Raw genomic sequence first — 26,594 nt, 5'->3', positions numbered from 1 at the left:
GCAGAGGCTAGCTGCGCCTGCGCCCGGGATCCAGGTAGCCGATAAGCACGCCCATGAGCAGGCCGCCGGTATGTGCCCAGTTGGCAATCGCACCCAGCAGGCCAGTCCAGCAAAGCACATACCAGATCAGCATCATCACGACGGTATTTTTGTGCAGCTCGAATCCCAGGCCCGGCCGGTAGCGCGACTGCATCCATACATAGCCCAGCAGACCGTAGATAACGCCGGACATGCCGCCAAAGTAGGGCGAGTGCGTGACGCTGTATTGCAGCACATTGGAAGCAATCCCTACCAGCAGGATGAAGACAGCATAGAAGGCTGCACCCTTGATGCCCTCTATCATGCGGCCCAGGTCCCACACCCACATCAGGTTGAAGAATATGTGCAGCACAGAGAAATGGATGAAGATGGGTGTTACCAGCCGCCATATCTGGCCGTTCATCACATCCTGGTAGCCCCCGTGGCTGCCAGGGCCGGCGATAAACAGGTCTTGCAGTACAGCCTGGGAAGATCCCAATCCTGAGAGCAGTGCGACGATGCCGCAGATGGCGATCAGTATGACGGTGACGATGGCGTTTTTTATGATGGGCATTGCGTTCCAAAATGTTTAAATAAATTGTTCAAGTCAATGATGCCGGTTGCTGCTCAGTATGCGGATGACTTCCTCATCTTCCACCTGCGTAAAGTCCTGGTAGTAATGGCCTACGCTGACAAAGTGATCGGGGATGTGCAAACAATATACTGCATCGGCGATAGGCCTGATTTTTTCAAGCGTGAGGCGCGGCGCAACCGGCACTGCGCTGATCAGACTTGCCGGCCTTTTTTCTCTGAGAGTATGCAACGCGGCGATCATGGTAGCACCTGTCGCCAGTCCGTCGTCAACGATGATCACTACCCGCTGCGCCGGATCAGCGGGCGCTCTCAGCGGCGTGTACTGCCTGCGCCGCTCTCTAAGTATCTGCACCTGCCTGGCCTGTTCCTGCTGCAGGTAAGTTTCCGTTGCGCCGGCTTCAGCGGCATACGGCGTCAGGTAGGTCCGGCCGCTTTCATCCAGTGCGCCTATCGCGTATTCGCTATTGTATGGTGCGCCTATCTTATGTACCAGCACGACATCCAGTTCTCCATGCAATTGCTGCGCGATCAGGCTTGCCATCGGAACTGCACCGCGCGGTATGGCCAGTATCAACGGTGAGCCTGCGCCATACCTGCTCAGCTTTGCCGCCATCAACTGTGCCGCATGCATTCTGTTTTTGAACGGACGCCCGGGGTGCTGGCCCTTGAATGGATTTTTCATCGCGAATACCTCCGGCATACATGCGGGCGCTGCAGATTTTATCCGGTCTTTTTAACCGGCCTGTCTGTAGCTAGCTGCCTGACCACGCGCTCTGTAGCCTGCCATGGAGAGTGACCGCATCATAGCGTAACTCCTTGTCCAGGTATTGCCGCAGGATGGTATGTCCCAGCTCATTGACCCTGGCCTCCAGTGCCTTGCAATCCGGCATTTCCGGCAACGCTAAAATGGCTTTATCCACCGCAGCAGCGGCCTCGCGCCCTATGTCGTAGTGGCCCAGTTCGTGCACACGCAGTTCCGACAGGTAGTTGCTAAACTCCATTTGCTGGTCCGCGTTCGCGTTCTCCAGCTTGGGCAACAGGATCTTGCCCGACAGATCGACCTTGAACTTCGTCAGCCGGCAACTACGGTTTGGATTTTCAACCCAGCGCATCGTCCATTTTACATACCAGTTTGTATGACCGTGGAAAATCTGTCTCTTTTGCCGGATCGGCGAGGCCGCACTAAGTACGTCGAACAGGCTGCGCCTGGGCTCTGCATGCGCGGTGTAATAGTCATACACGAGGCTTTCGCTGACTTCTGCGTGGCAGGCTTGCGCAAGGCTCAGTAGAGAAAACAGGAGTAGTTTCTGCATTCAGTGCTTTTGGATTGGATCGTCGGCAGGAACGAAAGGGCCCTGGGCGCGTGCTTTCAGATAGCGTTCTCCATAGTGCGAATTCAATGCACGGAAAATTTTTACCCTGAACCATATGCCAAGCGGAAGTATTAGCAAGACGACGGCAAGCGTCATTGCGGTGCTGTAGCTCATGCGGGCTCCTCCGGCTTAAAAACGAGATGCAAAGAGAAAAAGTATTAATTTTACAATGTTTCGTTATAATAATATCAGATGCGCCTATAGGCATAATGATAGGCGCATGATAAATGCCAGAAAACCTGTGATCAGCGCATCACCTAAAGAACCGCGACTTAAGCTTAGAGCCTTTATGCACAATGATCACCCTGAAACTGCAGTCAATGGCGAGCCGCGCGCGTCTTCTCTGCCGCCGAGTATTTCCAGCCATACCTTTCACGATACGGGCCATCCCGCCCCTCCGCCCCTGCCGCCGGCACGCAAAGAAAAACATGCTTTCGTTTTCACCGGCAGCGGCAGCGAGTATTTCCGCATCTGGATAGTCAATCTATGCCTGACGATCGCTACGCTGGGCATTTATTCCGCGTGGGCCAAGGTACGGCGCTTGCAATATTTTGACCGCAATACGCAGTTGGCCGGCGCGACCTTCAATTTCCATGGCGATCCCAAGGCGATACTGAAAGGGCGCATCGTCGCACTGGTTCTGTTGGCGGCATATCATTACGCATTCGGCTTTTCCAAGATTTTTGGCATAGTCGTTATCAGCTTCCTGCTACTGGCCTTACCCTGGATGATGCGTAGTGCCTTGCGCTTCAGGCTGCGCAATACTAGCTACCGGGCGCTGCGTTTCAACTTTGGCGGTTCCCTTGGCGGTGCTTACGCCACCTATCTGCCGATTTTGGTGCTGTTCCTACTGCCGGGCGTGGCGGCAGCAGTCGCTCCTATGCAGGCCAGATGGATAGGGGGCGCCAGCCTGCTTTACCTGGCATGGCCCGTCATGCACGGATTCATCAAACGCTATCAGCATGCGAATCTGCAGTTCGGCGCTTCTTCGGCTACCTACACGGCGTCGGTCTTCCGCTTTATCGGTCCTTATTTCCTGGCTTTCTTGCTGGCCGTGCTGAGCACGATAGTGGCCGGCATTTTTATCGCGATAGCCATGGGCGGCATTGGTATCTTCGGACGCCTGAAGTCGCATGGACTCGCCGGCGCCGACATCTGGCTGGCGGCCAGCTTCATGCTCAGTATTGTCATCACCGCCTATGTGTTTTATCTGGCGACAGGGCCCTATCTGCAAGTACGTATCTATAACCTGGTGTGGTCGCATACGCGTTTCCCGCAAGTGGAGATCACATCGGAATTGCGCGCCTGGCCTTATATACGCCTGCAGGCCGTCAATTTGTTGCTGACCTTGCTGACGCTGGGTTTATACCGTCCCTTTGCCGTGGTTCGTATTTACCGTTACCGCCTCGATCATATGTCGGTTGTGACCGAAGGTGATTTTGAACAATTGGCGAGCGGCGAGCAGCAGCTCGAAGTAGGCGCCAGCGGCGACGGCGCGGTGGACTTCCTCGGTTTTGACCTTTCCTGGTAAGGGCAGCATATGATTTCAGCAAATTATTTTGATGGCCGCAACGGCAAGTTGCACCAGGTGGATGTCAGCGTGGACAAGGAAGCCATTAGCTTGTTTGGCGTGGATATCACCAGAAGCTTTCTTAAGACCGCGACCCAGGTACTGGAACCTTTTGAGCGCGCACCGTGCGTATTGAGTTTCCCCGATGGCTCCCGCTGCGAAGTGCATGAATCTTCTGCCAAGGCAGAACTGCTTGCCTTGCTTGCATACCGCAAGTCCTTTGTGATGCGCTGGCAAGATAAATGGCCCGGTGCGCTACTTGCCCTGGTGGTGATGCTGTTTGCGCTGTTTGCCGGCTACTGGTGGGGCATTCCGTGGGCGGTAGACCAGGTCGTTCCGCTCATTCCCGATTCAGCCGAAAAGAAGCTGGGTGATGAAGTGCTGGCAGGCCTTGATTCAGGCTTGTTCCAACCCAGCAAATTAAGCAAGGAGCGCCAACAGCAGGCACAGGATATTTTTGCGGCAATCAAGCCTGCCGTCACCCGCATACCGGTACGGCTAGTTTTTCGTGATGCGAAAAGCGTGGGGCCGAATGGATTGGCACTGCCGAACGGGACGATAGTTGTCACTGACGCGATGGTGGATCATATTACCGGAGTTGGCAGCGACCTGAGTGGTTTTCTTGCCGATGAGTTTGCCGGTGTGCTGGCCCACGAAATGGGTCACATCCAGTACCGGCATTCGCTGAAAAATCTGCTGCACGGCTCTGTGCTGGCGGTTGCAACGGGCACCTTGTTCGGTGATTTCAGCGCATTGGCGGCTGCCGCGCCAACATTGGTATTGCAAGGGCAATATTCACGCGAGATGGAAACCCAGGCGGACGACTATGCGGTGATGTTGCTGAAGCAGCATGGTATCTCGCCATCGCATATGGCAGACTTGTTTGAATCGCTGGAAAAAAGGAATAAGCGCAATTTGGCCAGCGGTATCCCGCTCTGGATGCGGGCGACGACAGACTATCTTGCCAGCCATCCGCCGACGGAACAAAGGGCCGCCAGATTGCGGCAAGCTGCCGGGCAATAGGGTTGCAGCGTTGGCCTGCTCAGGGGATGCCGGATACCGGCGTCAGGCAAGATCTTTGCCGCGCAGTACAATGCATCAATGAGCCAGGGCAGGGGCAGGCTTTACTTGCCGCGTTACTTTGAAGGGAGTTTCATCATGTCCAAGCATATATGGGGTTTTTGGGCCGGCGCCGCTTTGCTGGCTGCCTTATCCGGCTGTGCTGCTACCGGGCAAAAGGCTGCCGCACCGGTGACTTATCAGTTTGCTCCCGATTGGAGCGAACATAGCAAGTCCCTGTTCAACCAGGGGCCGGGCGTCAGCGCAGGCACGACTTCCTGGTGGGTGCCGACTATCTTGCCGCGTGGGACCTATCGCGTGATTCAGCGCGTGGATGGCAAGCCGCAGGTGGTGGATGGCTACCGCTTCGAGATCGACGGCAATGTGAACAAGGAAATCCATCTGATGCTGCCTGCAGCCTATAGCAATGTGGAAGCGCTGGATGAAAAATACATTATCGATGTAAAACCCGGCACCCAATAGTAGATAGTGCCGGGTTGAACTCCGCATCTATGCAGCGCGGCGGGAAGCACTGATTTTTTTCAGGATATTCGCCCGGCTGGAAATGTGACCGGCGCCCGCATCATCCTGTTCCAGCGGGTATAGGCCAGCAGTGCTGCAGCGATAGTGCTGAGTCCGCCCAGCACGGACCAGGGAAGGGGGTAAGCGAGCTGGCGGATAAGGAAAAAGATACACACTACTGTCGCCGGCAACATCATCACGCCTACGCTGAACAGGGAGTTCACCGGTGTTGCCGACTTGGAAAAATCACCCAGCACCAAGCCCGGCAGCAGTAAAAAGGCAGGAGCTGCGCTCAGTGCGAAATTGAATAGTTCACTGTCGGCATCCAGGATCAGCAGGGAAATGGCGATACAGGCGGTTCCTGCGCCCCATGCGGCCAGCATCCTGGCCAGCAGGAATTTTCCCAGCGTGAGATTCAACTGCCTGTTTTGCGGTATCGCCGGTGTTAGCCTGAGCAAAGCCTGTTCCGTGGATAGACGGTATATCGTGGCGGAAAAGCTGTTCACAAATATCATCACGGGCAGCATTGTATAGAAAACCAGCATGGGTGAAACGAGAACATGCATTGCTTCGCTCTTTTTAAAGCCTCCCCACAGATTGACAAGTATTGCCGCCAGAATGAGGAGGCAGGGGATGATCAGCATCGTGACCCAGTGCGAACTTACCCCCAGCACATAGGGCAAGAGTTGCTTGCCCGACGCACGCTTCCTGCAATCGCGTTCCAATGAAGAGAAGTAGCCAAAATTGGATGCCTTGCTGATCATCGTATTTGACACGCCCATGTCCGAGCAGGAAGCTCCGCTGCGCAAAGCAGTGCCTATGCGCTTCATCTGTTCATGCCAGGCCCAGTGGCGTTCCCCTCCCTGCGGGTAAAGCACATGCAGCGTGAATGCCGCCAGAACAATATCCAGGCCGCCGATGATAAGGATGCACCGCGTTTCGCCCAGCGTTGCCGCGATGCTGGCAAAGGATGGCGTCAGGCTACTCAGCATCTGGTTCGAAATGATCCAGACGATAGGTAAAAAACGCATCCATGTGTAGCGCACCATCAGGCTGGCGCACAGAATTGCCAGCACGACCAGTACGAAAATCAGATCGCCGCGATCTTTTATTATTGATAGCAGGCCGCTCAATAAAAGCGAAAATGCCAGCCAGGTAGCCACAGTGAGCTTGATCAGGCGAGGGCGCAAGCCTGGCAATAGCCTGGCGTTGATGGGGCTGTTCTGGAAGATCAGGCTTTTCAGCAGCAGCCCGCACCACATCAGCGCGGACATCACTACAGCGATGCCGGCTATGAACAAGGCCGCGTCATGCTTGTTCATCACCAGCCAGCTCACCAGCCCACCTACCGTGCCCAGGCCCAGTACCAGCCATGTCACCCATAAGCTGCTAACGTTCCTTTGTTCATGCAGCGGTTGCAGCAGCATCTGTTTATAGCTGTTCATTGTGTAACCTCGACAAACAGGTCTTCCAGGCTGATGGGCTCTATATGGACAGAGGTCTGCGCATGCAAGGTGGCGATATCTGCCGCATCGGTACAGGCGATGATGCTGGTCTGGCCATTGGCATTCTGGGCACGCGATACTTCACCCTTGATATTCAGATAGCGGAAAGCGGGCGTAGGTCCTGTGATGCGCTTTGCGCTTTCCATCAGATCGTCCAGCGGCGATTGCAGGCCGATCTTGCCGTCTTTCAGAAAGGCGACATCCATTGCTATCCTTTCCAGATCGGACAGGATGTGGGTGGAAAAAACAACCGTGGTTTCGCGCTCTATGACTTCACTGATCAGTTCCCGCAAGAAGTCGCGGCGGCCGGCAGGGTCCAGGCTGGAGACCGGTTCGTCCAGGATCAGCAGTTCAGGGTCGTGTGCCAGTGCGCGGATGATGGACAGGCGTTGTTTTTCACCGACCGACATTTTTCCTATCGGTTTGTTTTGCATCAAGGGATTGAAACCCCAGCGCTGTAGCAGTGCCTGTACCTTGGCTGTGTTCCAGCGCGGGTAGAGCGCCTTGAAGTAATCCAGCATCTGTGGCGGTGTCAGCCATTCAAATAAATCCGGCTTTTGCGGGACATAACCGATGCGCGCGCGGGTGCCGTCACTGAGCTGATTTACCGCTTCGCCAAACAGGCTGAGTGAGCCGCTGTCCGTTTCGCGCAGTCCCAGCAGGCATTCCATTAATGTGGATTTGCCTGCACCATTGCGCCCCAGCAGGCCGATGACCTTGCCGGCTGGAATATCCCACTTCAGGTCCTGCAATACCTGCTGGCTGCCGTAACGCTTGCTGACACCTTCCATTTGCACGATGTTCGTGTTCATTGTTTTTCCTCCAGGATTTTTTTGAATAGGGCGAGCACGGTTTTTGTATCCAGTTCCAGTTGCCTGGCTTCCGCCGCGGCGCGTTCCAGCGTGGGCAGCAACAGGCGGGCACGCTCCGTGATGTTGCCGCCGGCAGTATTGTGGCCGTCCGCCACCAGCATGCCCAGGCCGCGGTGGCGCAGCAGTATGCCCTCCGCCTCCAGCATGCTGTAAGCCTTGGACACGGTCATGGGGTTGAGCGCCAGTTCCTGGGCGACATCCCGTACCGAAGGGAGCGAGTCGCCGGCAAGCATCTGGCCGCCGATCACGAGCCGCCTGACCTGGTCTACCAATTGCCGGTAGATTGGTTCGGCTGAACCGGTAGAGATGGAGAACAGCGTAGGAGGGTGTTTGTTCATCTCATTGTCGTTTATGGTGTATATGTGTATTAGTTGATTAATACAGTAATGCGGTAAATGGCCCTAGTCAAGCCATTTTTAATTTTTGTGGTGGAAAAGCATGCGGCTGTCCGCCCCACTGAGCTTGGGGCCTCTCAGTACTTCGGATGAAAATTGGGGAGTAGCGGGCGAATCAGGGGCGGTTTCGGGGTGGATTCTCGGTGGATTCGGGGTAGCTTAATTCACGCGGGCGGGTTCCAGACATCGGCTTCGGTCCAACCCAGTTCGGCAAAATCGTCGGCACGGTGTTCGGCATCGTTGGAACAGAAAAAATCGTCCAGCTGAGGTGGAGCCACGCTGGTGCCCGACAGCATTGCATGTACCTGGCCGCGATGATGGATCTGATGCTGGAAGATATGCGCCAGCAAACGGGTGCGGGTGTCGCAGCGGGTCTTTCTGCCGGGGCTTTCTATGGAGACCAGCCGGTTCAGACCACTATCGTTTTGCTGTTTGCAATAGGCGATCATGCGATTGTCTGTCAGTGCCTGTTCGCGCTGCATTTCGGCTGCGGTATCAAATGGCTCCCGGTTCTCAAAGAAACTCCTGCATTCCAGGTTCGGGGCCTGGCCGCGCAATTCGCGTTCCAGCGCGTCCATGTAGAACCAGTCCACCGTCAGGATATGCCCCAGCGTTGCCCTGATGGTGGGGAAAAAACTGGTGCGCGGCGCGACAAATTCCTGCGGACTGAGCTGAGTGCAAGCTTTCAGCAGCCTGTAGTTGGCCCAGGCATTGTTATATGCCATCATCAGGAAATGGTGGGAGAGGGGATTTGCTGGCAGCGGGTTTGCCGGTGGGCTGGCTACAATCATGGGCGACAAATCAGAAGGTGGTTGCAAAATATCTTGTCAAATATAGCACACAAGATTTTGCGTCCTGCCTATATAAATGCTTGTCCTGGGGCTCTGACCTATTGCGCTTGGGCTTGCCGGCTACCATATAAGCTAATAATGGTACCGGAAGTACTAAAAACCGGTTCTTCTAATCAATTTATAGCAATATCGCCCCATTCGAGTAAGATGGAGCAAATGCCTGGAAATCAGTCTTCAAGGAAACTGGTTTTCCGGCAAATAGCCGACCACGGTGATGTATCGATATTTGCTGCCGATATGTGCTGATGTTTGTTGCCACACATCAGGTTTTGACATGGATCAATAGCGGTATGCTGAAGCGGGTTTATAGTTAATCGCTACTGCAATATCTGCTGCAGCGGGCTGCTGCCGATTGCCGTCTATCGATATTCGATTTGCAAACACTCAAAAGAGGGGTAAATGGAAGCTTTACTGTTTTCTGGCTTAATGAATTTGCCATGGTGGGGAAATATCATCGTGGCCTTGGTGTTGACGCATATCACTATTGCGTCGGTCACTATTTTTCTACACAGGCACCAGGCGCACCGCTCGCTGGACCTGCATCCTATCGCGAGCCATTTCTTCCGCCTGTGGCTATGGCTGACCACCGGCATGGTCACCAAGGAGTGGACTGCGATACACCGCAAACATCACGCCAAATGCGATACCGAAGAAGATCCGCATAGCCCGCAAATCCACGGCATCAATAAAGTGCTATGGGGCGGCGTAATCCTTTATGTGAAAGAAAGCCATGTTCCCGACACGATGGAACGTTACGGCCATGGCACGCCGGATGATTGGCTGGAGCGCAATGTCTATTCGCGTTTCATGATCTTGGGGCTGACCCTGATGGGCTTGACCAATGTGATCCTGTTCGGCCTGATCCCTGGCTTGCTGATCTTGTTGACGCAGATCGCCTGGATACCATTCTGGGCCGCCGGCGTCATCAACGGCATAGGCCATTTCTGGGGCTACCGCCATTGGACTACCGAAGATTCCAGCACCAATATCGCCCCCTGGGGCATCTTGATAGGCGGCGAGGAGCTGCACAATAATCATCATGCGTATCCGACGTCTGCCAAGCTGTCCAACAAATGGTATGAGTTCGACATAGGCTGGCTGTATATCCGCATCCTGGAAACCCTGGGCCTTGCCAAGGTCAAGTACGTTGCTCCCAAGCCGCAGTTCGCCACAGCCAAGCATACGCTGGACACTGACAGCTTGCAGGCCGTGATCCGCCATCGCTATGATGTGCTGGCTAAATACACGAAATCGCTGAAGCGCACCTATGCAGAAGAACTGGGCAAGCTGCGCCAGCATTCACCTGTGGATGCGCAGGCATTGCAGACGGTAAAGCCGCTGCTGAGGCTGGATGACAAGACGATGCAGGAGCCGGACCGTACACGGTTGGAGGCGGCGCTGTCCAAATCGCATGCGCTGCAAACCATGGTCGCCATGCGCAATGAGCTGGCGACGATATGGGGGCGCTCCACTGCCACTTCGGAGCAACTGGTCAAGCAATTGCAGGACTGGTGCCATCGCGCGGAATCCAGCGGCATCAAGCCCTTGGTGGAATTTTCGCAGCGCCTGCGCTGTTATTCCTGAGCCTGATTGCAGCACTGCACAAGAAAAGGCCGGCGTTTGCCGGCTTTTTTATCGCCTGTACTTTTCGTGCTCCAAGCCTGAGGTCAGCCTGGATTATCCAGTCGGCAAGCGTTAGCTAGCGTACAGAGTTCTTGCACGCAGAGAAGTAAAGTTCACTGTATAGCAATAATTCTTTTAACCTATGGGACGGGATCTATCATGAATGCCATGACCACTTTCAAGCTTCGCTCCGCTACCGCAGCAGCCATCACTGCCAGCGCTTTTCTTGTATTGTTGTCCGGTTGCAATAAGACCCAGGATCCGGTTACAGCCGCTCCGCCAACCACGGTCGGCACCCAGGTTGATGATTCCGTGGTCACCACCAAGGTAAAAGCTGCGCTAGTGCAGGACGAGCAGGTGAAGAGCATGGACGTCAAAGTGACGACTAATAAAGGGCAAGTCATGCTAAGCGGCTTTGCCGACAACCAGGCACAGATAGATCGCAGCATTGCGGTGGCCAAGGGGATTGAGGGCGTAACCGATGTGGACAACAAACTGAGCCTGAAAGAGGGCAAGCAGACTGTCGGCAACAAGATAGACGATAGCGTAATCACTGCTCAGGTCAAATCGGCGATGCTGGCAGACCCGGACATGAAGAGCCTGGATGTGTCTGTAACGACCAGGAAAGGCGAAGTACAATTAAGCGGCTTCGTGAATAACGATACGCAACTGAACCATGCCGTGGATGTCGCCAAGACGGTAGATGGCGTTGTTACCGTGGTCAATCACATGAGCCTGAAGAAATAATAGCTCGCTGTCCCGCTCTTGACATCAGGAAGGCATGTAATGAATACAGAAACTACCCCACCCGCTGTCAAGCCTGGAGAGCAACAAGTCAAGGCACCCGCCGGCGAAAGCAGGCAAAAGAAAAAACATGATGAAGAGGCATTGGATGAAGGACTGGAAGAAAGCTTTCCAGCCAGCGATCCTGTCGCTGTCTCTATTTCAAAAACGCTTCCAAAGTAAGGGGGGGCGAAGTCAAAATACACAGGCCTCGCCCAGAAGGTCCTGCTGCCTGCTTACAACCTGTCTCTGATCGAAGAACGCCGGTTGCCGTAACGGCTGGTATCTTCCGACAAATCCCTTGGCGTATTGCCGTCACTGTCCCTGACTGTCGTTGGCGCACCTGCAGCCAACAATGTTTCTATGACCTGATCGGTATTGCGGGCCTTGGCAGCAAGGTGCAGTGGGGTCTTGCCAGCCTTGTCCTGATCGTACACTGATGCACCTGCAGCCAGCAGGGCAGTTACTGCGTCGTTGCGCCCGTCTTTGGCTGCCTGATGCAGCGCCGTGCGTCCACTGCTGTCGACAGCGCTGATATTGGCGCCGGCGCTGATCAGCACCGGTATCGATTTCAGTGATGCGTAGTGCATGGCTTGCCGCCCCAATAAGTCGACATCGTCGATTTTCAGTCCTTTGGACATGAACAGCGCCAACGCACGATCGTCGAGATCGCCCGCTGCTGCGATGTGGATCAGGGTCCTGCCATCGCTGGTCCGCGTTGTTGGGTTAAGCCCAAAGCCGAGCAAATAGGCCATCCGGTCATATTGCGGCAGTTTTGCAGCCCTTTGCAGCAGGCTCATGTCTTGCAGCGTGCCGATATTTTTAGGATCTGCGCCATTGGCTACCATCCATTTCATTGCCGCCAGCGAGATAGTGGGTGCGGCGTCGTACAGCAGGCGGTCCATACGCGCCGGCCCGATTTTTTTGGCAAGCTCGGTAAGGTCCTGGGTGCCATTATTTGCCAAGCCGTTTTCATAAAACAGGTTTTGCAATTCCACTGTCATTGGTGCCACCGCCTGTTGTGCGTGGCGATGCACGGAATACCAGCCCAGCAACAGACAAATAATGACGGCGCCTGCGATTCTGCTGGTCCAGAATATCCTGGACTTTTCTTCACTCATCCCGCTACTCCCTGATATATTATGTTGCTTATATGACAGTATTATACGCAAGCTGCCGCGGCACAAAGACGTATTTGGCAAGGGAAATAGTAAATAAATCCTGTACGCAACACTTGTTCTATAAATTCGGCGCCGATACGTGGCAGGGGTATTAAAAGCGGGCTGCTTACTTTATAGTATAAGGACGCATCTCACTCCTATTGATGAAGTGAGTTCTAGAGATAAAAGCTATAAATCTAAACAATTCCTGGTCCGCATATTTATGAACAAGCCTGTATCTTTTCACGGCCTGGCGTTTGCCATTGCCTGTAGTTCGCTATTGATGTCTTCAAGCAGTTTTGCCGGAGTCAATAAGTGTACCGATGCCGCCGGTGTAGTGACCTATTCGGACCAGCCATGCCAGGCAAAAGAAGGCCTGAAAACTGCCGAGGTGAAAAACTCGCAGGCTTTTGCTGCCATTGCTGCGCGCGAGGATGACAAGAAGATCGCCCAGACTTGCCGCGCGCTGGCGGATCGCAGATCGCGCTGCCGCATTTCGGTGGACTACATGCTGAATACGGCGTTCACGACCAACTGCGAGGGGCCGCTGAAGCGCGATGCCAGTGACCAGATGCGGGACCAGCGCCTCAATATGCGCCGGGATCGCTACAATCGTGTTTACCGCGACAGGGATGATGCGGACAATACCGATAAATCCGAAGCCAGCTTGCAGTGTGAAAGTTTGCAGTCGAATATGTGGAAGTTCGTCAAGGAAAAATTCAGCCCCGCAATGAGGCCGGAAGATATCAAGGCGATCGACTACCGCCTGGCAGCGGTGAATCCTGACCGGCGCGAAACATACAACGGCAAGATCCGGCATACCGGCGATTAGTCAAAGGCAAGAATAGCCTTTCGTTCCAGATATCTCCACTACACTCACTACACATAGCCCGGCGGTCAAAGCGAAGCCTTCCGCCCGGGCTATGGAATCAAATCTTCCTTTTGTGTCAGATTTCCGCCTGTTCTATACGGGCATGAAATTAGTCTCCCGTCCAATAAAAACGCAAGCAATGTAGGGAAAATTGCCGATAAATTTACTCCGATTACATTCTCTTCCAGCTTGATACTTAATGCGGGAATAGGTACGAATACGTTACAAATCATTCGGAAACACCCCTCTATTCTGAAGTTTGAAGCGCCGTTAAAAAATTGAATGGGTATAAAGTGAGCGTCATGTTTTCCTCCATCCGGAGGCGGAAAACAAGGCCCATCGGCGCATAAAAATTCAAACTTCAATCAGGGAAAAAACCATGTCCATATCACCTATAGGCGCAAGCAATTCCTCCATCTACACAACGCCATACTCCAGCCTGACTGCAACCGGCTCCAGCAGTGATTCCAGTAATACTTCCAGCAGCCGTGTTGGCGGCGCAGGCAGCGGCAGGTTTGCGGATGCAATCAAGAATGCATTATCACAGCTTGGCGTATCGTCGGATGGAAACGGCACCGACAGCACAGGTAGCACCGGTGCCAGCACTTCCGCTGCACCTGCCGCCAACGATGCTCAACAGGCGCTCTCCGCATTTGCGCAAAACCTTTTTGCAGCATTGCAGGCGCAATCGGCAGGCCAGACCGGTGCCACGCAAGGGACGGGTAGCAGTGGTGATGAGTCGGGTGCGAATGCGGTCAGCGGATCTTCCGGCGGCGGCGGGCATCACCACCATCATGGCGGTGGTGGAGTAGGCAAGCTGGAAAGCGGCTTGCAAAGCCTGATCTCGGAACTGTCTTCTTCATCCAGCCAGGATGCAACTGGTTCCAGCACATCGGATTCCAGTTCGTCTAGCTCCAGTAATTCTTCGCTGGATGCGCTGCAGCAGAGTTTTAATAACCTGTTGTCGGCCGATGGTGCCTCTGGTAGTGGTGCGACGCTGAGCAATTTCCTGCAATCGCTTTCGCAAAACCTGCACGGTGCGCCGGCAACAGGTAATGTGGTTAGCACCAAGGTATAAGCTGCGTTGGCAGAACTACCTGCAGAAAAAATAAATCCGCGCTATACGCCTGTATAAGCAGGCGTATAGCGCGGATATGATGGAAATAGGTAGCCGGTATTTGGCTGAATATTTCCTGGACTTGCCTTACTCTTTCATACGTTCATGCCTGCGCACTTCGCCGATGGCGTGCTCCGCTGCATGCAAGGCTGCATCAACGTGTTCCAGCGCCCGGTGCTGCAGGCCGCGCGTACCAGGGTCATCTTCTTCACGTGCGATATCGTTATGGACTTTGCGCAGCAAATCCACTGCCTTGTGCAGGCGGCCATCGCGTGGCAGCGGTGTGTCCACTTCAGGATGGTAGCGCACATCTTTGCCGTCATAGATCGCTGCACGCTTGATCTCATTGAAGGCCGCGCCGATTTCATCGCGGGCAATCAATTCGTCGTCGGCAATTGCGCCATCTTCAGGGCGACGATGTTCCAGCATCCAGTTTGCAGCCCGCAGGTCGGTCAGTGCATGCAGATAAGCCGGGTGGCGGCCCGGTTCGTCGGCAAAGGCATGGCCGGTGGAGCATGCAGAGATGGCAGCGACTGCGCTTAGCAGCAGCGGGAGAGCGAAGGCTTTATTCAGTTTCATCTTGATTCCTCTTTGTGCGGTTGTTTTGATTGGGAACACTATTGTTGTGCCACGCGATCATAGCGCGGTGGAGGTGCTTCAAGATGACCATCAATATGTGAATATTGTAACGAATCATTATTGGTCAGCCGTCTATTCCTGCACATCTGAAAATAAAAGCGCACCTGATTCATTCCGGGCGGGGATGTTTGGAATTTCATCTTCTTTGCCTGATTCGCTTACAATCCCCGCATTCCTGAAACTTATCGCCTGCAGTAAACAGTAAGCATGGCGGTCTTGCAGATTGTAAAAAATTTAATATGAAGATCCTGCTGGTCGAAGACGACCCCATGATAGGAGAGAATATCCAGATCGCGCTGGAGGGAGAGTCCATCTTGGTCGACTGGCTGACCGATGGCGCGGCGGCAGAAAATGCCTTGCGCCTGCACACCTATGACGCCTTGCTGCTGGATCTGGGTTTGCCGCAGCGGGAGGGGATAGACATCCTGCGCGACCTGCGTGCCAGGGGTGACGCTTTGCCTGTCATGATCATGACAGCCAGGGATACCGTGCCCGAGCGCGTACTAGGCCTGCAAAGCGGCGCCGACGACTATCTGGTGAAACCCTTCGACCTGGATGAGCTGATCGCCCGCATCCACGCGCTGGTGCGGCGCTCGCGCGGACGGGTGGAGCCTCTGTACAAAAACGGCGATGTGGCGATCAATGCGATTACGAAGGAAGTCAGCAGGCAGGGCGAGCAGGTGATCCTGTCTTCACGCGAATGGGCCATCCTGGATGCGCTGATTGCCCGCCCTGGCGCGATCCTGTCGCGCAGCCAGCTGGAAGAGCGCCTGTTCGGCTGGTCCGGCGAGGTGGAGAGCAATGCGGTGGAAGTGTACATACACGGCCTGCGTAAAAAACTCGGCCAGAAATTCATCGTCAATGTGCGCGGTGTCGGCTACATGATAGAGAAGACCTGATGAAATCCTTGCGCCTGCGTTTGATTCTTTTGTTTGGCGCCGCCATTGTCGCGGCGGCGGCACTGCAGTTCGCCACTTCCTTCCATGCAGCGATGCGGGAGGCCAACAAGCTGTTTGATTACCATATGCAGCAGCTGGTGCTGGCGCTGCAGGACAGGGATTTCGACCTGGCCGAATGGAATTCCTTGCCCGGCATTGAAGGCAATAGCTTTGACTTTGTGGTTCAGGTATGGGCCGAAGACGGTGTGCGCGTATACCAGTCGCGCCCTTATAAGCTGCTGCCCAAGCAGGCCGGCACGGGTTACTCCACGGTGACGCTGGATAATGGCGACTGGCGCATCTACACAGTGCAGGAGCACAAGCGGGTTGTGCAGGTGGCGCAAAAAATAGATGCCCGGCGCGATAGGGCGATTACGCTCGCCTTTAGCGCGCTGTGGCCGGTGATACCGGTATCGCTATTGCTCTTTGCTGCCGCATGGTGGGTGGTGACGCTGGCATTGGCACCGCTGAACCGGATAGGGAAGGAGCTGGCCAATCGCAGTGCGGATTCGATAGAACCGGTGTCGGACGAAGGCGTGCCGCAAGAGGTCTTGCTGCTGGTAACAGAACTGAATTCCTTGTTGACGCGCACCGGCCAGGCCCTGCAATTGCAGCAGCGCTTCGTTGCCGATGCCGCGCATGAATTGCGTTCCCCGATTACCGCTTTGCGCCTGCAGGTGCAGACACTGGCCAGGTCCAGGGATGAGGTGGCGCAAGCGCAGGCTGTGGGGCGCCTGCTGGGCGGCGTGGATCGCGCATCGCGGCTGGTGGAGCAATTGCTGGCGCTGGCGCGGCAAGACCCTTCCTCGCACAGCACGGATCTGAAACCCCTTTCGCTGACAGCCACTGTAGAGCAGGCGGTGTCGGATGTTGGTCCGTTTGCGGCCTCGCGCAACATCAAATTGCAAAATGACTTCAGCATACCGGTACAGATACTGGGAGACGCAGACAGCCTGCGCGTGATGATCTGCAATCTGCTCGACAATGCGATCCGCTACATCCCTGAAAACGGCGTAGTGCAGATAGCCATGCAAGTGACTGCGGGGCAGGTGGCGCTGACAGTGCAGGATTCGGGTGGCGGCATACGCCCGCAGGAGCGCACCCGCATTTTTGACCGTTTTTACCGGGTGCCGGGTACCAGCCCTAGCGGCAGCGGCCTGGGCCTGGCTATTGCCAAAACGATAGCAGACAGGCATAGGGCGACGATACTGCTGGATGATTCTACCTTGGGCGGGCTTGCGGTCACCATCAGCTTCCCGGTCTTATCTTAAGGTTAATGAAATTTAAAAAATTTCCTCAGAGCAGCATTCATTTAAGTTTCGCCTAAGTCTTTTCGGGCATGATGGGGCAGTTTTGAAATGGCTAATGCAATTCCATTGTCAAAACTTCACAATAGCCCAGACAACCAAGATATTCAGAAGGAATTTCAATGCGTGCGATAGCCACATTCACCACCGTCGTTTCCGGTGCCATTTTGTTAGCTGCGTGCAGCTCCCCAGTTAAAGTTGAAGAAAAACCGGCGGCTCCTGTTGCAGTAGAGACAGCAAAACCTGCTGCTCCTGATTCGCGCACTGTTGCTACCGTTGTAGCGCCTACAGTTGATCCTTTGACTGATCCTAACAATATCCTGTCCAAGCACAGCGTGTATTTCGACTTCGACAGCTATGCTGTGAAAAAAGAATTCAACCCAGTTGTTGACGCACATTCCAAGTATGTGGCTTCCAGCAGCACCCGCAAGATCCTGATCCAGGGTAATACGGATGAGCGCGGCGGCAGCGAATACAACCTGGCGCTGGGCCAAAAACGTGCAGAGGCCGTACGCAAGGCAATGGCTTTGCTGGGCACGCCGGATGCACAGATGGAAGCTGTTTCCTACGGTAAGGAAAAACCAAAGGCAACTGGCAGCGATGAAGCCGCATGGGCAGAAAACCGCCGCGCAGACATCGTCTACACAGCCAAGTAATTTATATAGCTAGCCTTTATATCGCTAACCGGTATTAGGTTGCTGCTTGCTGCACCGTCAGGGAGTTTCTAGCGAAGCTCCCTGACTTGTTTTAGGGCCGGTATTTTTCCGGCTTTGCGCATCCATCCCATGCGCCATCGGTAACGAGGATTTTTTCGTATAGACGACTACCAGGATGACGATTTCCCCCATGCTTGATTTTCTCTCGCCGTACATTTCCACTCGCCGCAAACTGGTCCGCCTGTTTTTCAGCCTGTCCCTTTCATCCGCTGCCTTCTGTGCGTCTCATGCTTCTTATGCTGCCAACGTCACCAAGGCGCCTTTCGGCTCGCAGCATGCGATGGTGGTAGAAGATGGTACGGGCAAGGTGCTGCTGGAAAAGAATTCGACTGAAAAGGTGCCCATCGCTTCGCTGACCAAGCTGATGACTGCGATGGTGGTATTGGACAGCAAGCCCGATATGGATGAAAAAATTTCCATTGAGCAGGCAGACGTGGATATGCTGAAGCACAGTGCCTCTCATGTGCCTGTAGGCGCTACGCTATCGCGCCGCGACGTGCTGCAACTGGCGCTGATGTCATCGGATAATCGCGCAGCAGCTTCGCTGGCACGCACTTACCCGGGCGGCAGGGCTGCGTTTGAAGCCGCAGTCCAGGCCAAGATTACTGCTTTGGGCATGCATGACACTGTGCTACAAGAGCCTACCGGCCTATCGCCGAATAATATGTCTACCGCCGCAGACCTGGTCAAGATGGCGGTCGCTGCATCCCGCTATCCGGATATCGCCGATATCACCACCGACAGTTCTGACCTGATCAAGATCAACGGACACAATGTGGAGTTCCACAACACGAATAAGCTGGTTGGCAAGAAAGGCTGGGACAGCATCCTGCTGTCCAAGACCGGATTTACCAATGAAGCAGGCAACTGCCTGATCATGCGGCTCAAGCTGGCCGGCCGGCAGGCGACACTGGTGCTGCTCAATGCCAGGGCCAGTTCGGTGCGCTTCCTGGATGCGCTGAACATCCGCCGCTTGCTGGCGAAACAAAAGGACAGCCATCCGTCTATCGTTTCAGTAAAGCAACGAACTCCGGATATCCGGTAAAATCAGCTGCTCCACGACAACTCACCGCTACTTGCTGCGCGCACCAAATACATGCGTGCAGCAGGCCCTCACTCCTTCATTGTCATTCACGCACTGCATGCGTTCTCCGGTGTTTACTGGGTGTGCATGTGATTGTGACTTATCGTTAAATAGCTTTCCAGTTGGCATCAAGCGTGCTTTGATGAATACATGAAGCTTTTATTGTATTGGCGGCCGGCATCAGGATTCTTTGCTGGATTTGATCTTGCTCCGCTGTCCGTGCTTCTTGAGCTTTTTATTTTTCTTTGTTGAAAGGAAATAAAATGAAGCTGGCTGATATAAAAATCGGAGTGAAGCTTGGCGCCTTGTCCGCTATTCTGCTGTTCGCTGTTATTGCTGTCGGACTGGGTGGGCAGAACGCGCTAAGTGAGAGCAATACGCGGGGCACCGAGATCATGGAGCAAGACGCCCAGGTTACTCAGGCCGTCAATACTGCGCGCAAGGCACAGGTAGAGTTCAAGAAACAGGTGCAGGAATGGAAGGACCTGCTAATACGCGGTAACGACGCAGAGGCCTTCAAAAAACATTCAGCCGCCTTCGTCAAGCAAAGCGAAACCACGCACGCCAATCTGCTGCAACTGAAAACCTTGTTCTCCCAATTGAAGCTGGATACCCAGCAGGTAGATGACGCGCTTGCGACGCACCAGGAATTGCAAACCAAATACCAGGACGCACTGAAACAATACGACCAGGCAGACCAGAGCAGTGGGCAGAAGGTAGACGTGCTGGTGAAAGGCATGGACAGGCCGCCGACGCAGAAGATTGACGGCATTGTCGATTTCATCCTGGCACAGGCAGAGCGTCTGGCATCGGAGGCGCAAAAAGATGCACTTGATCACTATCGGGCTTCATCGCGTTTGCTGTGGAGCGCTATTGTTCTGGCCCTGGTGCTCGGTGCAACGATTACCTACTGGCTGGTGCGCGGCATTACGCGGCCTCTGCACGAGGCCGTATCCATTGCGCAAACCTCGGCGTCCGGCGACCTGACTTCGCAGATACGGATCACCGGCAAGGATGAGATAGGCATGCTGCTGAAATCCCTGAAGGACATGAATGAGAGCTTGTCCACCATCGTCAACGAGGTGAGGGACGGAACAGAGACCATAGCCACCGCATCAACCGAAATTGCTACCGGCAACCTGGACCTGTCGTCCAGGACCGAAGACCAGGCCAGCTCGCTGGAAGAGACTGCCTCGTCGATGGAAGAGTTGACTTCCAATGTGAAGCAGAATGCAGGTAATGCCAGTGAAGCCAGCAGGATGGCGGTGGCCTCTTCCGAGATTGCTGCCAAGGCCGGCATGATCGTCACCCAAGTCGTGGAGATGATGGCGTCCATCAATGATTCGTCCAAGAAAATCGTCGACATCATCAGCGTCATCGACGGTATCGCTTTCCAGACCAATATCCTGGCGCTGAACGCGGCAGTGGAAGCGGCACGCGCAGGCGAGCAGGGGCGCGGCTTTGCAGTGGTGGCGTCCGAAGTACGTAATCTCGCACAACGTTCGGCCAGTGCCGCCAAGGAGATCAAGACACTGATTAACGATTCCGTAGAAAAGGTTGGGGCAGGTGCGCACCTGGTTGATCAGGCCGGCAAGACGATGGTAGAGGTAGTTGATAGCGTGAAGCGCGTCAGCGACGTGTTGATAGAGATTACCGCCGCCAGCCAGGAGCAGAACGAGGGCATAGAACAGATCAACCAGGCTGTCAGCAACATGGACAATGTCACGCAACAGAATGCAGCGCTGGTGGAAGAAGCTGCGGCAGCGACGGAATCGCTGCAGGAACAGGCGCAGCACCTGACCGAGATCGTCAGCATCTTCACCACCAGCAAAAAGCAGGGCAAGACCGTGCCGCTTGCCTATCGGTCCGCACCTGACTTGAAGCTGATCGCGAATGGTGCATGAGCTGCTGGCAAAGCTGATTTAATTGAACAAAGGCTTCCAGCCGCGAGACCTTGAATGACGTGCCCGGGGTGGCGGTTGACCCCAGGCACCGGCCGTAGGCGTATCTTGCTGGTGACCGATGCCGCCCGCCTTTAACGGTCTTCTCCTATTTGTCACAGTGGCAGACTCTCCCTTATCTTGGCCAACAGCATTTGCAGGCCCTCCAAACCTTCCTGGAACGCCAGCGTCGCCTGCGCACCCGCCACCCCAAACTCAACCGGGAATAGTACCTGGTAGCAGGGCATGCACAACGATGAATTCGCATGAGGCAGCAGGACCAAAACGAATGCCACGGGATTTTATACAGGCGACTTAATCGGCGGCGCTGTGCCTTTCAAGCAAGCTTTGGCAGAAACGCGTCTGGTTTTGTATCGCTTTTATGAACGAAACGATTTTTGTGTAACAAAAGATGTGGAAAGCTGCCAAATGCGCGTAAAGCCGCACCTGCAAAAGCTGTTGGTCGCAGAAGCAGAGAACTCTTAACAGCGTTTGACAAATGCTTACAAATTGTCGATGTTCAAAAGGCTTTTCTTCTCCTATCGTTCTTCTCAGCAACACAAAAAATAGAAGTCTCAAAAAATAAATAAAAACACAAACAATATCAAAATTGAGGGAAGTGCCATGGTTAGCTTGGAATCAGAACAAGATATCAGGGCCGAAGACAGTGTTGCAAACGCGTCTGTTGTCGCGCGAGCACTGCCTGCGGATAACACGATCAGCGCAGCTGCTGTCGCAGGTTTTAGTTCCAGTTTGCTGCTGGCAGCCTGCGGAGGTGGAGGAGATGCCGCGAGCATGGCAGTCCAGGCCAGCCAATTGGAAGCCGCACCGCGTCTTAGCGTCGGTGCCGCAGCGGTGGCAACGATCTCGGATGCAGACGCCTCCCGTTTCCTGGCGCAGGCATCAATGGGCGCCAGCCGCGCGCAGATTCAGCAGGTGCAGCAGCTTGGTTACGCCGGCTGGCTGGATGCGCAGTTTGCGTTGCCGGCTTCCATGTCGCGCTGGGATTGGCTGGTAGCCAAGGGGATGAATGCGATTACCTATCGCAATACCGAAGCCGGTTTCGATTCCTGCGCATGGCGCAAACTGCTCAGTTCTTCCGATACCTTACGCCAGCGGATCACGCTTGCATTGTCTGAAATTACCGTGGTAGCCATAGACGGCCTGGTTAACTCTGGCTGGCGCGCATTTTCTGCTGCTGCCTACCTGGATCTGCTGGAAGCGAATGCCTTTGGCAACTACCGCACGCTGCTGGGTCAGATATCCACCAGCGCGCCTATGGGCCAGTTCCTGACCTTCCGCGGCAATGTCAAATACAACACCAGCACCGGCGCGCAACCGGATGAAAACTATGCGCGCGAACTGATGCAGCTATTCACCATAGGCCTGCAGCAGCTCAATCTGGACGGCACGCCGAAACTGGTAAATGGCGCCACGCAGGATACCTACGGCCAGGATGATGTGACAGGCTTGGCACGCGTTTTCACCGGCTGGGATTTCGACATGGCAGGCCACGATGCGAGCACGCCGGATTTCCTGCGCCGGCCCATGATACAAATCCCCAGCCGCCATGAAACCGGTGCCTCCAGCTTTCTTGGAACTACCCTGCCGGCCGGCCTGAATGGCGCTGCCAGCATGAAGGCCGCTCTGGACTGGATCTTTGCGCAGCCGAATGTCGCCCCCTTCATTAGCCGCCAGCTGATACAAAAGCTGGTGACCAGCAATCCTAGCCCGGCCTATGTGGCGCGGATAGCCACGGTGTTCAACAACGACGGCAGCGGCGTCAAAGGTAACCTGAAAGCAGTCATCCGTGCCTTGTTATTGGATACGGAGGCCCGCATTGCACCGGCCGCTGCTAATACGACTGCACCTTCCTTCGGCAAGCTGCGTGAACCGATATTGCGCTTCACCGCATGGGCTCGCGCGTATGGCGCCAGTTCTGCCGCAGATACCTGGATCATCGGCGATACCTCAGACCCTTCCACCCGGCTGGCGCAAAGTCCCTTGCGTTCACCGTCGGTTTTCAATTTTTACCGGCCCGGCTATGTACCGCCGAATAGCGCGATTGCTGCAGCCTCCCTGGAAGCGCCAGAGTTCCAGATTACCAATGAATCTTCGGTAGTCGGCTACGTGAACTATATGCAGCGTGCCGTCAGCAAGGGCATCAGCGACGTCAAGGCAGACTACAGCAGCCTGCTGCCGCTGGCCGACAATCCTCAGGCGCTGCTGAACGAAATCAACACCGTGCTGGCGGCAGGGCAGGTCGGCAGCAGCAATCTTGCGCTGATGGTAGGCGCTATCAACGCGATGCCCACAGGCACTGACGCCCGGCGCAATAACCGCATTTATGCCGCGCTGACGCTGGTGCTGGCAGCGCCTGAATTCATCGTACAAAAATAAGAGGCCCATCATGACTGAATCTACAACGATGAATGTGTCCCGCCGCGCGTTTCTGCAGCGTGCATCTGCGATGTCGGTGGCCGGTGTGGCAACGCCGTGGGCACTGAACCTCGCAGCGATGGCCGAGGCCTCTGCGGCGAATGCCGCAGCCGATGACTACAAGGCCATTGTCTGTGTGTTTTTATACGGAGGAAATGATTACGGCAATACCCTGATTCCGTATGACAGTGGTAATTACAACGCCTACTATAATCTGCGCCCCACGCTGGCCTATACCCGCGACAGCCTGACCGGCACGGTGCTGGTGCCGACGGTAGCGCCGGTAGATGCCGCCGGCTTCAGCCGCCAATATGCAATGGCGCCTGAACTGGCACCCCTGCTGCCTATCTTTAATGCCGGCAAAATGGGAGTGATGCTGAATGTAGGCACGCTGGTGCAACCTACTACCAAGCAGCAATATACAAGCAAGAGTGTCGCCTTGCCGCCTAAGCTGTTTTCGCATAACGACCAGCAATCGGTATGGCAGTCTTCGGCACCGGAAGGTGCAGCCTCTGGCTGGGGCGGGCGCATGGGCGACCTGTTCGTGGCCGGTAACGGCAATACCACTTTTACCTGCGTCAATGTATCCGGCAATGCGGTTTTCCTGTCAGGGAAGACGGCGGTGCAGTATCAGATATCCACCAGCGGTTCCGTGCCTTTCAATGCGCTGCAGACGCCGCTGTTCGGTTCGTCCGCCGCCAGCTCGGCGCTGCAGACCCTGGTGACGCAGCCGCGCGCGCACCTGCTGGAAAACGAATATACCCGCGTAACGAACCGTTCCATCAGCGCCAATAACATACTCAGTACCGCACTTGCCGGAGCGGCGCAGATAACGACACCGTTCCCGGCATCCAATAACCTGGGCGATCAGTTGAAGATGGTGGCCCGCATGATTTCCAGCGCAAAAGCAATAGGCGCCAAGCGCCAGGTGTTCTTTGTGTCCATGGGCGGTTTCGATACGCATGACGGCTTATCCACCGTGCATCCGGGTTTGCTGAAGAGCGTGGCAGATGCGGTGTCTGCGTTCTATAACTCCACGGTAGAGCTCGGTATTGCCGACAAGGTCACGACTTTCACCGCCTCCGATTTTGGACGCACGCTGACCGTCAACAGCGATGGCTCAGACCACGGCTGGGGCAGCATGCATTTCATGCTGGGAGGCGCGGTCAAGGGGCAGCGCATTTACGGTACGCCACCGGCGGTTGCCAATGATGGGCCAGACGACGTAGGGCAGGGCAGGCTGTTGCCCAGCACATCGGTGGACCAGTATGCGGCAACCCTGGGGAAATGGCTGGGGGCTTCGGATACCGATCTGCTCAGCCTGTTGCCTAACCTGAGTAATTACAACCTCAGCAGCCGCAATCTGGGCTTCGTATAGCGGAATTTTCAAGGGAGATTCTTAAGCGAAGAATCCCCAGATGAAATGGCCGCCCAGTACCAGCATGCCGGCGAAGAAGCAGCGTTTGAACACGAGGGCATTCATTCTGTTGCGCAGCCACTGGCCCAGCATCATTCCGGCCATCGAGGGGAAAAGTGCAAAGAAGGATGCTCCGGCGCGGTCCGCATGAAAAGCTCCTGCAAAGGCCAGGTTGACCGCCAGCGCCACCGTGGAAACGGTGAAGGCCAGTCCCATCGCCTGCACCAAGTCATCCTTGTTCAAGCCCAGCGCCTGCAGGAAAGGCACGGCAGGGATCACGAACACCCCGGTCATCGACGTGACTATGCCGGTGAGCGCGCCTATAAGCGGCCCCAGCCAGCGCTCTGCCAGCGCCGGGATGCGCCATTGCAGCGACGCCAGGCCCATCAGCGCATACACGATCAGGGCCAACCCCAGCCCGGCAGCCGCCCACTCTGCATGGACATCGGGAAACAGCGCCGCACCGGCGAAAGTGCCCACGCAAACGCCGAGCAGCATGGGCCACATGCGCCGTATCTGGCCCGAAAAGTCCGGTCCCGCCAGTAATTGCCAAACATTCGTAAAAAACGAAGGTACGATCAATAAGGCCGCAGCCTCCATCGGCGACATCAGCAGGCTTAACAGGCCCACGGCGACGGTAGGCAGGCCCAGGCCTATAGTGCCTTTGACGGTGCCCGCCAGTACGAATACGAGGCTGGTCAGCAGCAGGCTATGCGCAGTATCCGGCACGAAAAGTGAAGAGAGTGTGTCCATGCCGGGTAGTCTGCCATTCCTGGCATAACTTGAAAATCTGGAATAAACTCAGCATGCCTACGTATAAAGCGAAGGCTGACAACCTATTTTTACAGGATGGCCGATGCGCTTTGACCTGACTGACCTGCAACTATTCCTGCATGTGGCCGAGACCGGCAGCATCACGTCCGGTGCAGAGCGTTCCCACCTGGCGCTGGCCTCGGCCAGTGCGCGCCTGCGCGGCATGGAAGATGTACTCGGCGTGCCGCTGTTGTTTCGCAAGCCGCGCGGCGTGGAGGTGACTGATGCCGGCCGTACCTTGCTGCATCATGCGCGGGTCGTCACGCAGCAAATGGACAGGATGCGAGGTGACCTGGGCGACTATGCCAAGGGTTTGAAAGGGCACCTGCGCCTGCTGTGCAATACCTCGGCCATGATGGAGTTCCTGCCGGAAGCATTGGCCGGCTATATGCAGGCGCATCCGCAAGTGAATATCGCCGTGGAAGAGCGGCTCAGTTATGACATCGTCCAGGCTGTGACGGATGGGCAGGCAGATATGGGCATCATCGCCGATACCGTTGCCAGCGGCAATCTGCAGACCTTTGCTTTCCGGGATGATCAATTGGTCGTCGTGGCTGCACCGGGGCATGCAATGACAAAGACAGCACAAGCGTCGGCAGGCAAACGCAGTATTGCCTTCGAGGACATCCTGCAACATGATTTTATCGGCCTGGCTGGCGACAGTGCGCTGCAGCAGCATATAGGCGAGCATGCGGCAAGGCTGGGACAGCGCCTGCATTACCGGCTGCGCCTGAGCAGTTTTGATGCAATCTGCCGCATGGTGGAAAGCGGCATAGGCATCGCAGTGATTCCAGCCACTGCCGCTGCGCGCTACAAAAAGACGATGGCAATACGGCAGTGGCGGCTGAGCGATACCTGGGCCATGCGCCGCCTGCTGATCTGTGTCAGGCAGTACGACGATTTGCCGGCTTATGCGAGAGAACTGGTGGATACGCTTAGGATTACTCCTAACTAGAACGACAATTTTGCGCGGCGATGTTTGTCTGTT

Annotated in this window: 27 protein-coding genes; 16 read left to right on the top strand and 11 right to left on the bottom strand. The window is 55.3% G+C overall.

Going from position 1 to position 26,594, the window contains the following annotated elements; translation table 11 throughout:
* Positions 1-7: 7 nt before the first annotated feature.
* The 4 genes from IEW12_RS06585 to IEW12_RS06570 form a co-directional block, all read right to left on the bottom strand.
* The gene (locus IEW12_RS06585; protein ID WP_188565133.1) at positions 8-592 is read right to left on the bottom strand and encodes a rhomboid family intramembrane serine protease; all 585 of its coding nucleotides are present in this window, start codon (positions 590-592) and stop codon (positions 8-10) included.
* Between the two features lie 33 nt (positions 593-625).
* Positions 626-1,294, bottom strand: coding sequence for a phosphoribosyltransferase (locus IEW12_RS06580; RefSeq protein WP_188565132.1), 669 nt, complete (start codon positions 1,292-1,294; stop codon positions 626-628).
* Between the two features lie 70 nt (positions 1,295-1,364).
* Entirely contained in the window at positions 1,365-1,925 is a 561-nt protein-coding gene (locus IEW12_RS06575; RefSeq protein WP_188565131.1) for a DUF922 domain-containing protein, read from the bottom strand.
* Positions 1,926-2,099 carry a hypothetical protein gene (locus IEW12_RS06570; RefSeq protein WP_188565130.1) on the bottom strand — a complete coding sequence of 58 codons (174 nt, stop codon included), beginning with the start codon at positions 2,097-2,099 and terminating at the stop codon, positions 1,926-1,928. It lies immediately after the preceding gene.
* A gap of 175 nt (positions 2,100-2,274) precedes the next feature.
* Between IEW12_RS06570 and IEW12_RS06565 the strand changes: the two genes are divergently transcribed.
* The 3 genes from IEW12_RS06565 to IEW12_RS06555 all read left to right on the top strand — a co-directional run bounded on the left by IEW12_RS06565 (position 2,275) and on the right by IEW12_RS06555 (position 5,097).
* Positions 2,275-3,516 carry a YjgN family protein gene (locus IEW12_RS06565; RefSeq protein ID WP_188565129.1) on the top strand — a complete coding sequence of 414 codons (1,242 nt, stop codon included), beginning with the start codon at positions 2,275-2,277 and terminating at the stop codon, positions 3,514-3,516.
* Between the two features lie 9 nt (positions 3,517-3,525).
* Positions 3,526-4,578: a M48 family metallopeptidase gene (locus IEW12_RS06560; protein WP_188565128.1), complete on the top strand. Its 1,053-nt coding sequence runs from the start codon at positions 3,526-3,528 to the stop codon at positions 4,576-4,578.
* A 135-nt stretch (positions 4,579-4,713) separates the two neighbouring features.
* Positions 4,714-5,097 (top strand): hypothetical protein, encoded by a 384-nt coding sequence (locus tag IEW12_RS06555; RefSeq protein WP_188565127.1) that lies wholly within the window; start codon positions 4,714-4,716, stop codon positions 5,095-5,097.
* A 59-nt stretch (positions 5,098-5,156) separates the two neighbouring features.
* Here the strand turns inward: IEW12_RS06555 and IEW12_RS06550 are convergent, their stop codons facing one another.
* The 4 genes from IEW12_RS06550 to IEW12_RS06535 all read right to left on the bottom strand — a co-directional run bounded on the left by IEW12_RS06550 (position 5,157) and on the right by IEW12_RS06535 (position 8,699).
* The gene (locus IEW12_RS06550; RefSeq protein WP_188565126.1) at positions 5,157-6,581 is read right to left on the bottom strand and encodes a hypothetical protein; all 1,425 of its coding nucleotides are present in this window, start codon (positions 6,579-6,581) and stop codon (positions 5,157-5,159) included.
* Positions 6,578-7,453: an ABC transporter ATP-binding protein gene (locus IEW12_RS06545; protein WP_188565125.1), complete on the bottom strand. Its 876-nt coding sequence runs from the start codon at positions 7,451-7,453 to the stop codon at positions 6,578-6,580. The genes IEW12_RS06550 and IEW12_RS06545 overlap by 4 nt, the downstream gene beginning before the upstream one ends.
* Positions 7,450-7,851, bottom strand: a complete 402-nt coding sequence (locus IEW12_RS06540; protein ID WP_188565124.1) for a GntR family transcriptional regulator — start codon at positions 7,849-7,851, stop codon at positions 7,450-7,452. Before IEW12_RS06540 ends, IEW12_RS06545 begins: the two co-directional genes overlap by 4 nt.
* Before the next feature lie 221 nt (positions 7,852-8,072).
* On the bottom strand, positions 8,073-8,699 hold the full coding sequence (locus IEW12_RS06535) for a DinB family protein (protein ID WP_188565123.1): 627 nt from the start codon (positions 8,697-8,699) through the stop codon (positions 8,073-8,075).
* A gap of 459 nt (positions 8,700-9,158) precedes the next feature.
* Between IEW12_RS06535 and IEW12_RS06530 the strand changes: the two genes are divergently transcribed.
* From IEW12_RS06530 to IEW12_RS06520, 3 genes are all read left to right on the top strand, one after another.
* A complete protein-coding gene (locus IEW12_RS06530) occupies positions 9,159-10,343 on the top strand; it encodes a DesA family fatty acid desaturase (protein ID WP_188565122.1) in 1,185 nt (394 codons plus the stop codon).
* A gap of 198 nt (positions 10,344-10,541) precedes the next feature.
* Positions 10,542-11,129 (top strand): BON domain-containing protein, encoded by a 588-nt coding sequence (locus tag IEW12_RS06525; protein WP_229750952.1) that lies wholly within the window; start codon positions 10,542-10,544, stop codon positions 11,127-11,129.
* Between the two features lie 39 nt (positions 11,130-11,168).
* Positions 11,169-11,348 (top strand): hypothetical protein, encoded by a 180-nt coding sequence (locus tag IEW12_RS06520; RefSeq protein WP_188565121.1) that lies wholly within the window; start codon positions 11,169-11,171, stop codon positions 11,346-11,348.
* A gap of 53 nt (positions 11,349-11,401) precedes the next feature.
* Here IEW12_RS06520 and IEW12_RS06515 read toward each other — a convergent pair whose 3' ends face one another.
* Positions 11,402-12,286 (bottom strand): ankyrin repeat domain-containing protein, encoded by an 885-nt coding sequence (locus tag IEW12_RS06515; protein ID WP_188565120.1) that lies wholly within the window; start codon positions 12,284-12,286, stop codon positions 11,402-11,404.
* Between the two features lie 262 nt (positions 12,287-12,548).
* Between IEW12_RS06515 and IEW12_RS06510 the strand changes: the two genes are divergently transcribed.
* Positions 12,549-13,157, top strand: a complete 609-nt coding sequence (locus IEW12_RS06510) for a DUF4124 domain-containing protein (protein WP_188565119.1) — start codon at positions 12,549-12,551, stop codon at positions 13,155-13,157.
* A gap of 418 nt (positions 13,158-13,575) precedes the next feature.
* On the top strand, positions 13,576-14,274 hold the full coding sequence (locus tag IEW12_RS06505) for a hypothetical protein (protein WP_188565118.1): 699 nt from the start codon (positions 13,576-13,578) through the stop codon (positions 14,272-14,274).
* Between the two features lie 126 nt (positions 14,275-14,400).
* Here the strand turns inward: IEW12_RS06505 and IEW12_RS06500 are convergent, their stop codons facing one another.
* On the bottom strand, positions 14,401-14,892 hold the full coding sequence (locus IEW12_RS06500) for a hypothetical protein (protein ID WP_188565117.1): 492 nt from the start codon (positions 14,890-14,892) through the stop codon (positions 14,401-14,403).
* A gap of 299 nt (positions 14,893-15,191) precedes the next feature.
* On the opposite strand from IEW12_RS06500, the gene IEW12_RS06495 reads away from it, so the two are divergent.
* From IEW12_RS06495 to IEW12_RS06465, 7 genes are all read left to right on the top strand, one after another.
* Positions 15,192-15,851 carry a response regulator gene (locus IEW12_RS06495; RefSeq protein ID WP_188565116.1) on the top strand — a complete coding sequence of 220 codons (660 nt, stop codon included), beginning with the start codon at positions 15,192-15,194 and terminating at the stop codon, positions 15,849-15,851.
* Positions 15,851-17,161, top strand: a complete 1,311-nt coding sequence (locus tag IEW12_RS06490; protein ID WP_188565115.1) for an ATP-binding protein — start codon at positions 15,851-15,853, stop codon at positions 17,159-17,161. Before IEW12_RS06495 ends, IEW12_RS06490 begins: the two co-directional genes overlap by 1 nt.
* Positions 17,162-17,319: 158 nt before the next feature.
* Entirely contained in the window at positions 17,320-17,853 is a 534-nt protein-coding gene (gene pal / locus IEW12_RS06485; protein ID WP_188565114.1) for a peptidoglycan-associated lipoprotein Pal, read from the top strand.
* 190 nt (positions 17,854-18,043) lie between these two features.
* Positions 18,044-18,958, top strand: a complete 915-nt coding sequence (locus tag IEW12_RS06480) for a serine hydrolase (protein ID WP_188565113.1) — start codon at positions 18,044-18,046, stop codon at positions 18,956-18,958.
* A 302-nt stretch (positions 18,959-19,260) separates the two neighbouring features.
* Entirely contained in the window at positions 19,261-20,901 is a 1,641-nt protein-coding gene (locus IEW12_RS06475) for a methyl-accepting chemotaxis protein (protein ID WP_188565112.1), read from the top strand.
* 660 nt (positions 20,902-21,561) lie between these two features.
* Complete coding sequence (locus IEW12_RS06470) at positions 21,562-23,337, top strand: DUF1800 domain-containing protein (RefSeq protein WP_229750951.1); 1,776 nt, start codon at positions 21,562-21,564, stop codon at positions 23,335-23,337.
* A gap of 10 nt (positions 23,338-23,347) precedes the next feature.
* Positions 23,348-24,754, top strand: a complete 1,407-nt coding sequence (locus IEW12_RS06465) for a DUF1501 domain-containing protein (protein ID WP_188565111.1) — start codon at positions 23,348-23,350, stop codon at positions 24,752-24,754.
* A 21-nt stretch (positions 24,755-24,775) separates the two neighbouring features.
* Here IEW12_RS06465 and IEW12_RS06460 read toward each other — a convergent pair whose 3' ends face one another.
* Complete coding sequence (locus IEW12_RS06460) at positions 24,776-25,546, bottom strand: sulfite exporter TauE/SafE family protein (protein ID WP_188565110.1); 771 nt, start codon at positions 25,544-25,546, stop codon at positions 24,776-24,778.
* A 103-nt stretch (positions 25,547-25,649) separates the two neighbouring features.
* Between IEW12_RS06460 and IEW12_RS06455 the strand changes: the two genes are divergently transcribed.
* Positions 25,650-26,561, top strand: coding sequence for a LysR family transcriptional regulator (locus IEW12_RS06455; RefSeq protein WP_188565109.1), 912 nt, complete (start codon positions 25,650-25,652; stop codon positions 26,559-26,561).
* Positions 26,562-26,594 lie beyond the last annotated feature (33 nt).

Origin of the sequence: Parundibacterium terreum, assembly GCF_014636315.1 — a bacterium.
In the GTDB taxonomy this organism is placed as follows: Bacteria; Pseudomonadota; Gammaproteobacteria; order Burkholderiales; family Burkholderiaceae_D; genus Undibacterium; species Undibacterium terreum.
This window is presented reverse-complemented; position numbering and strand designations above follow the sequence as displayed.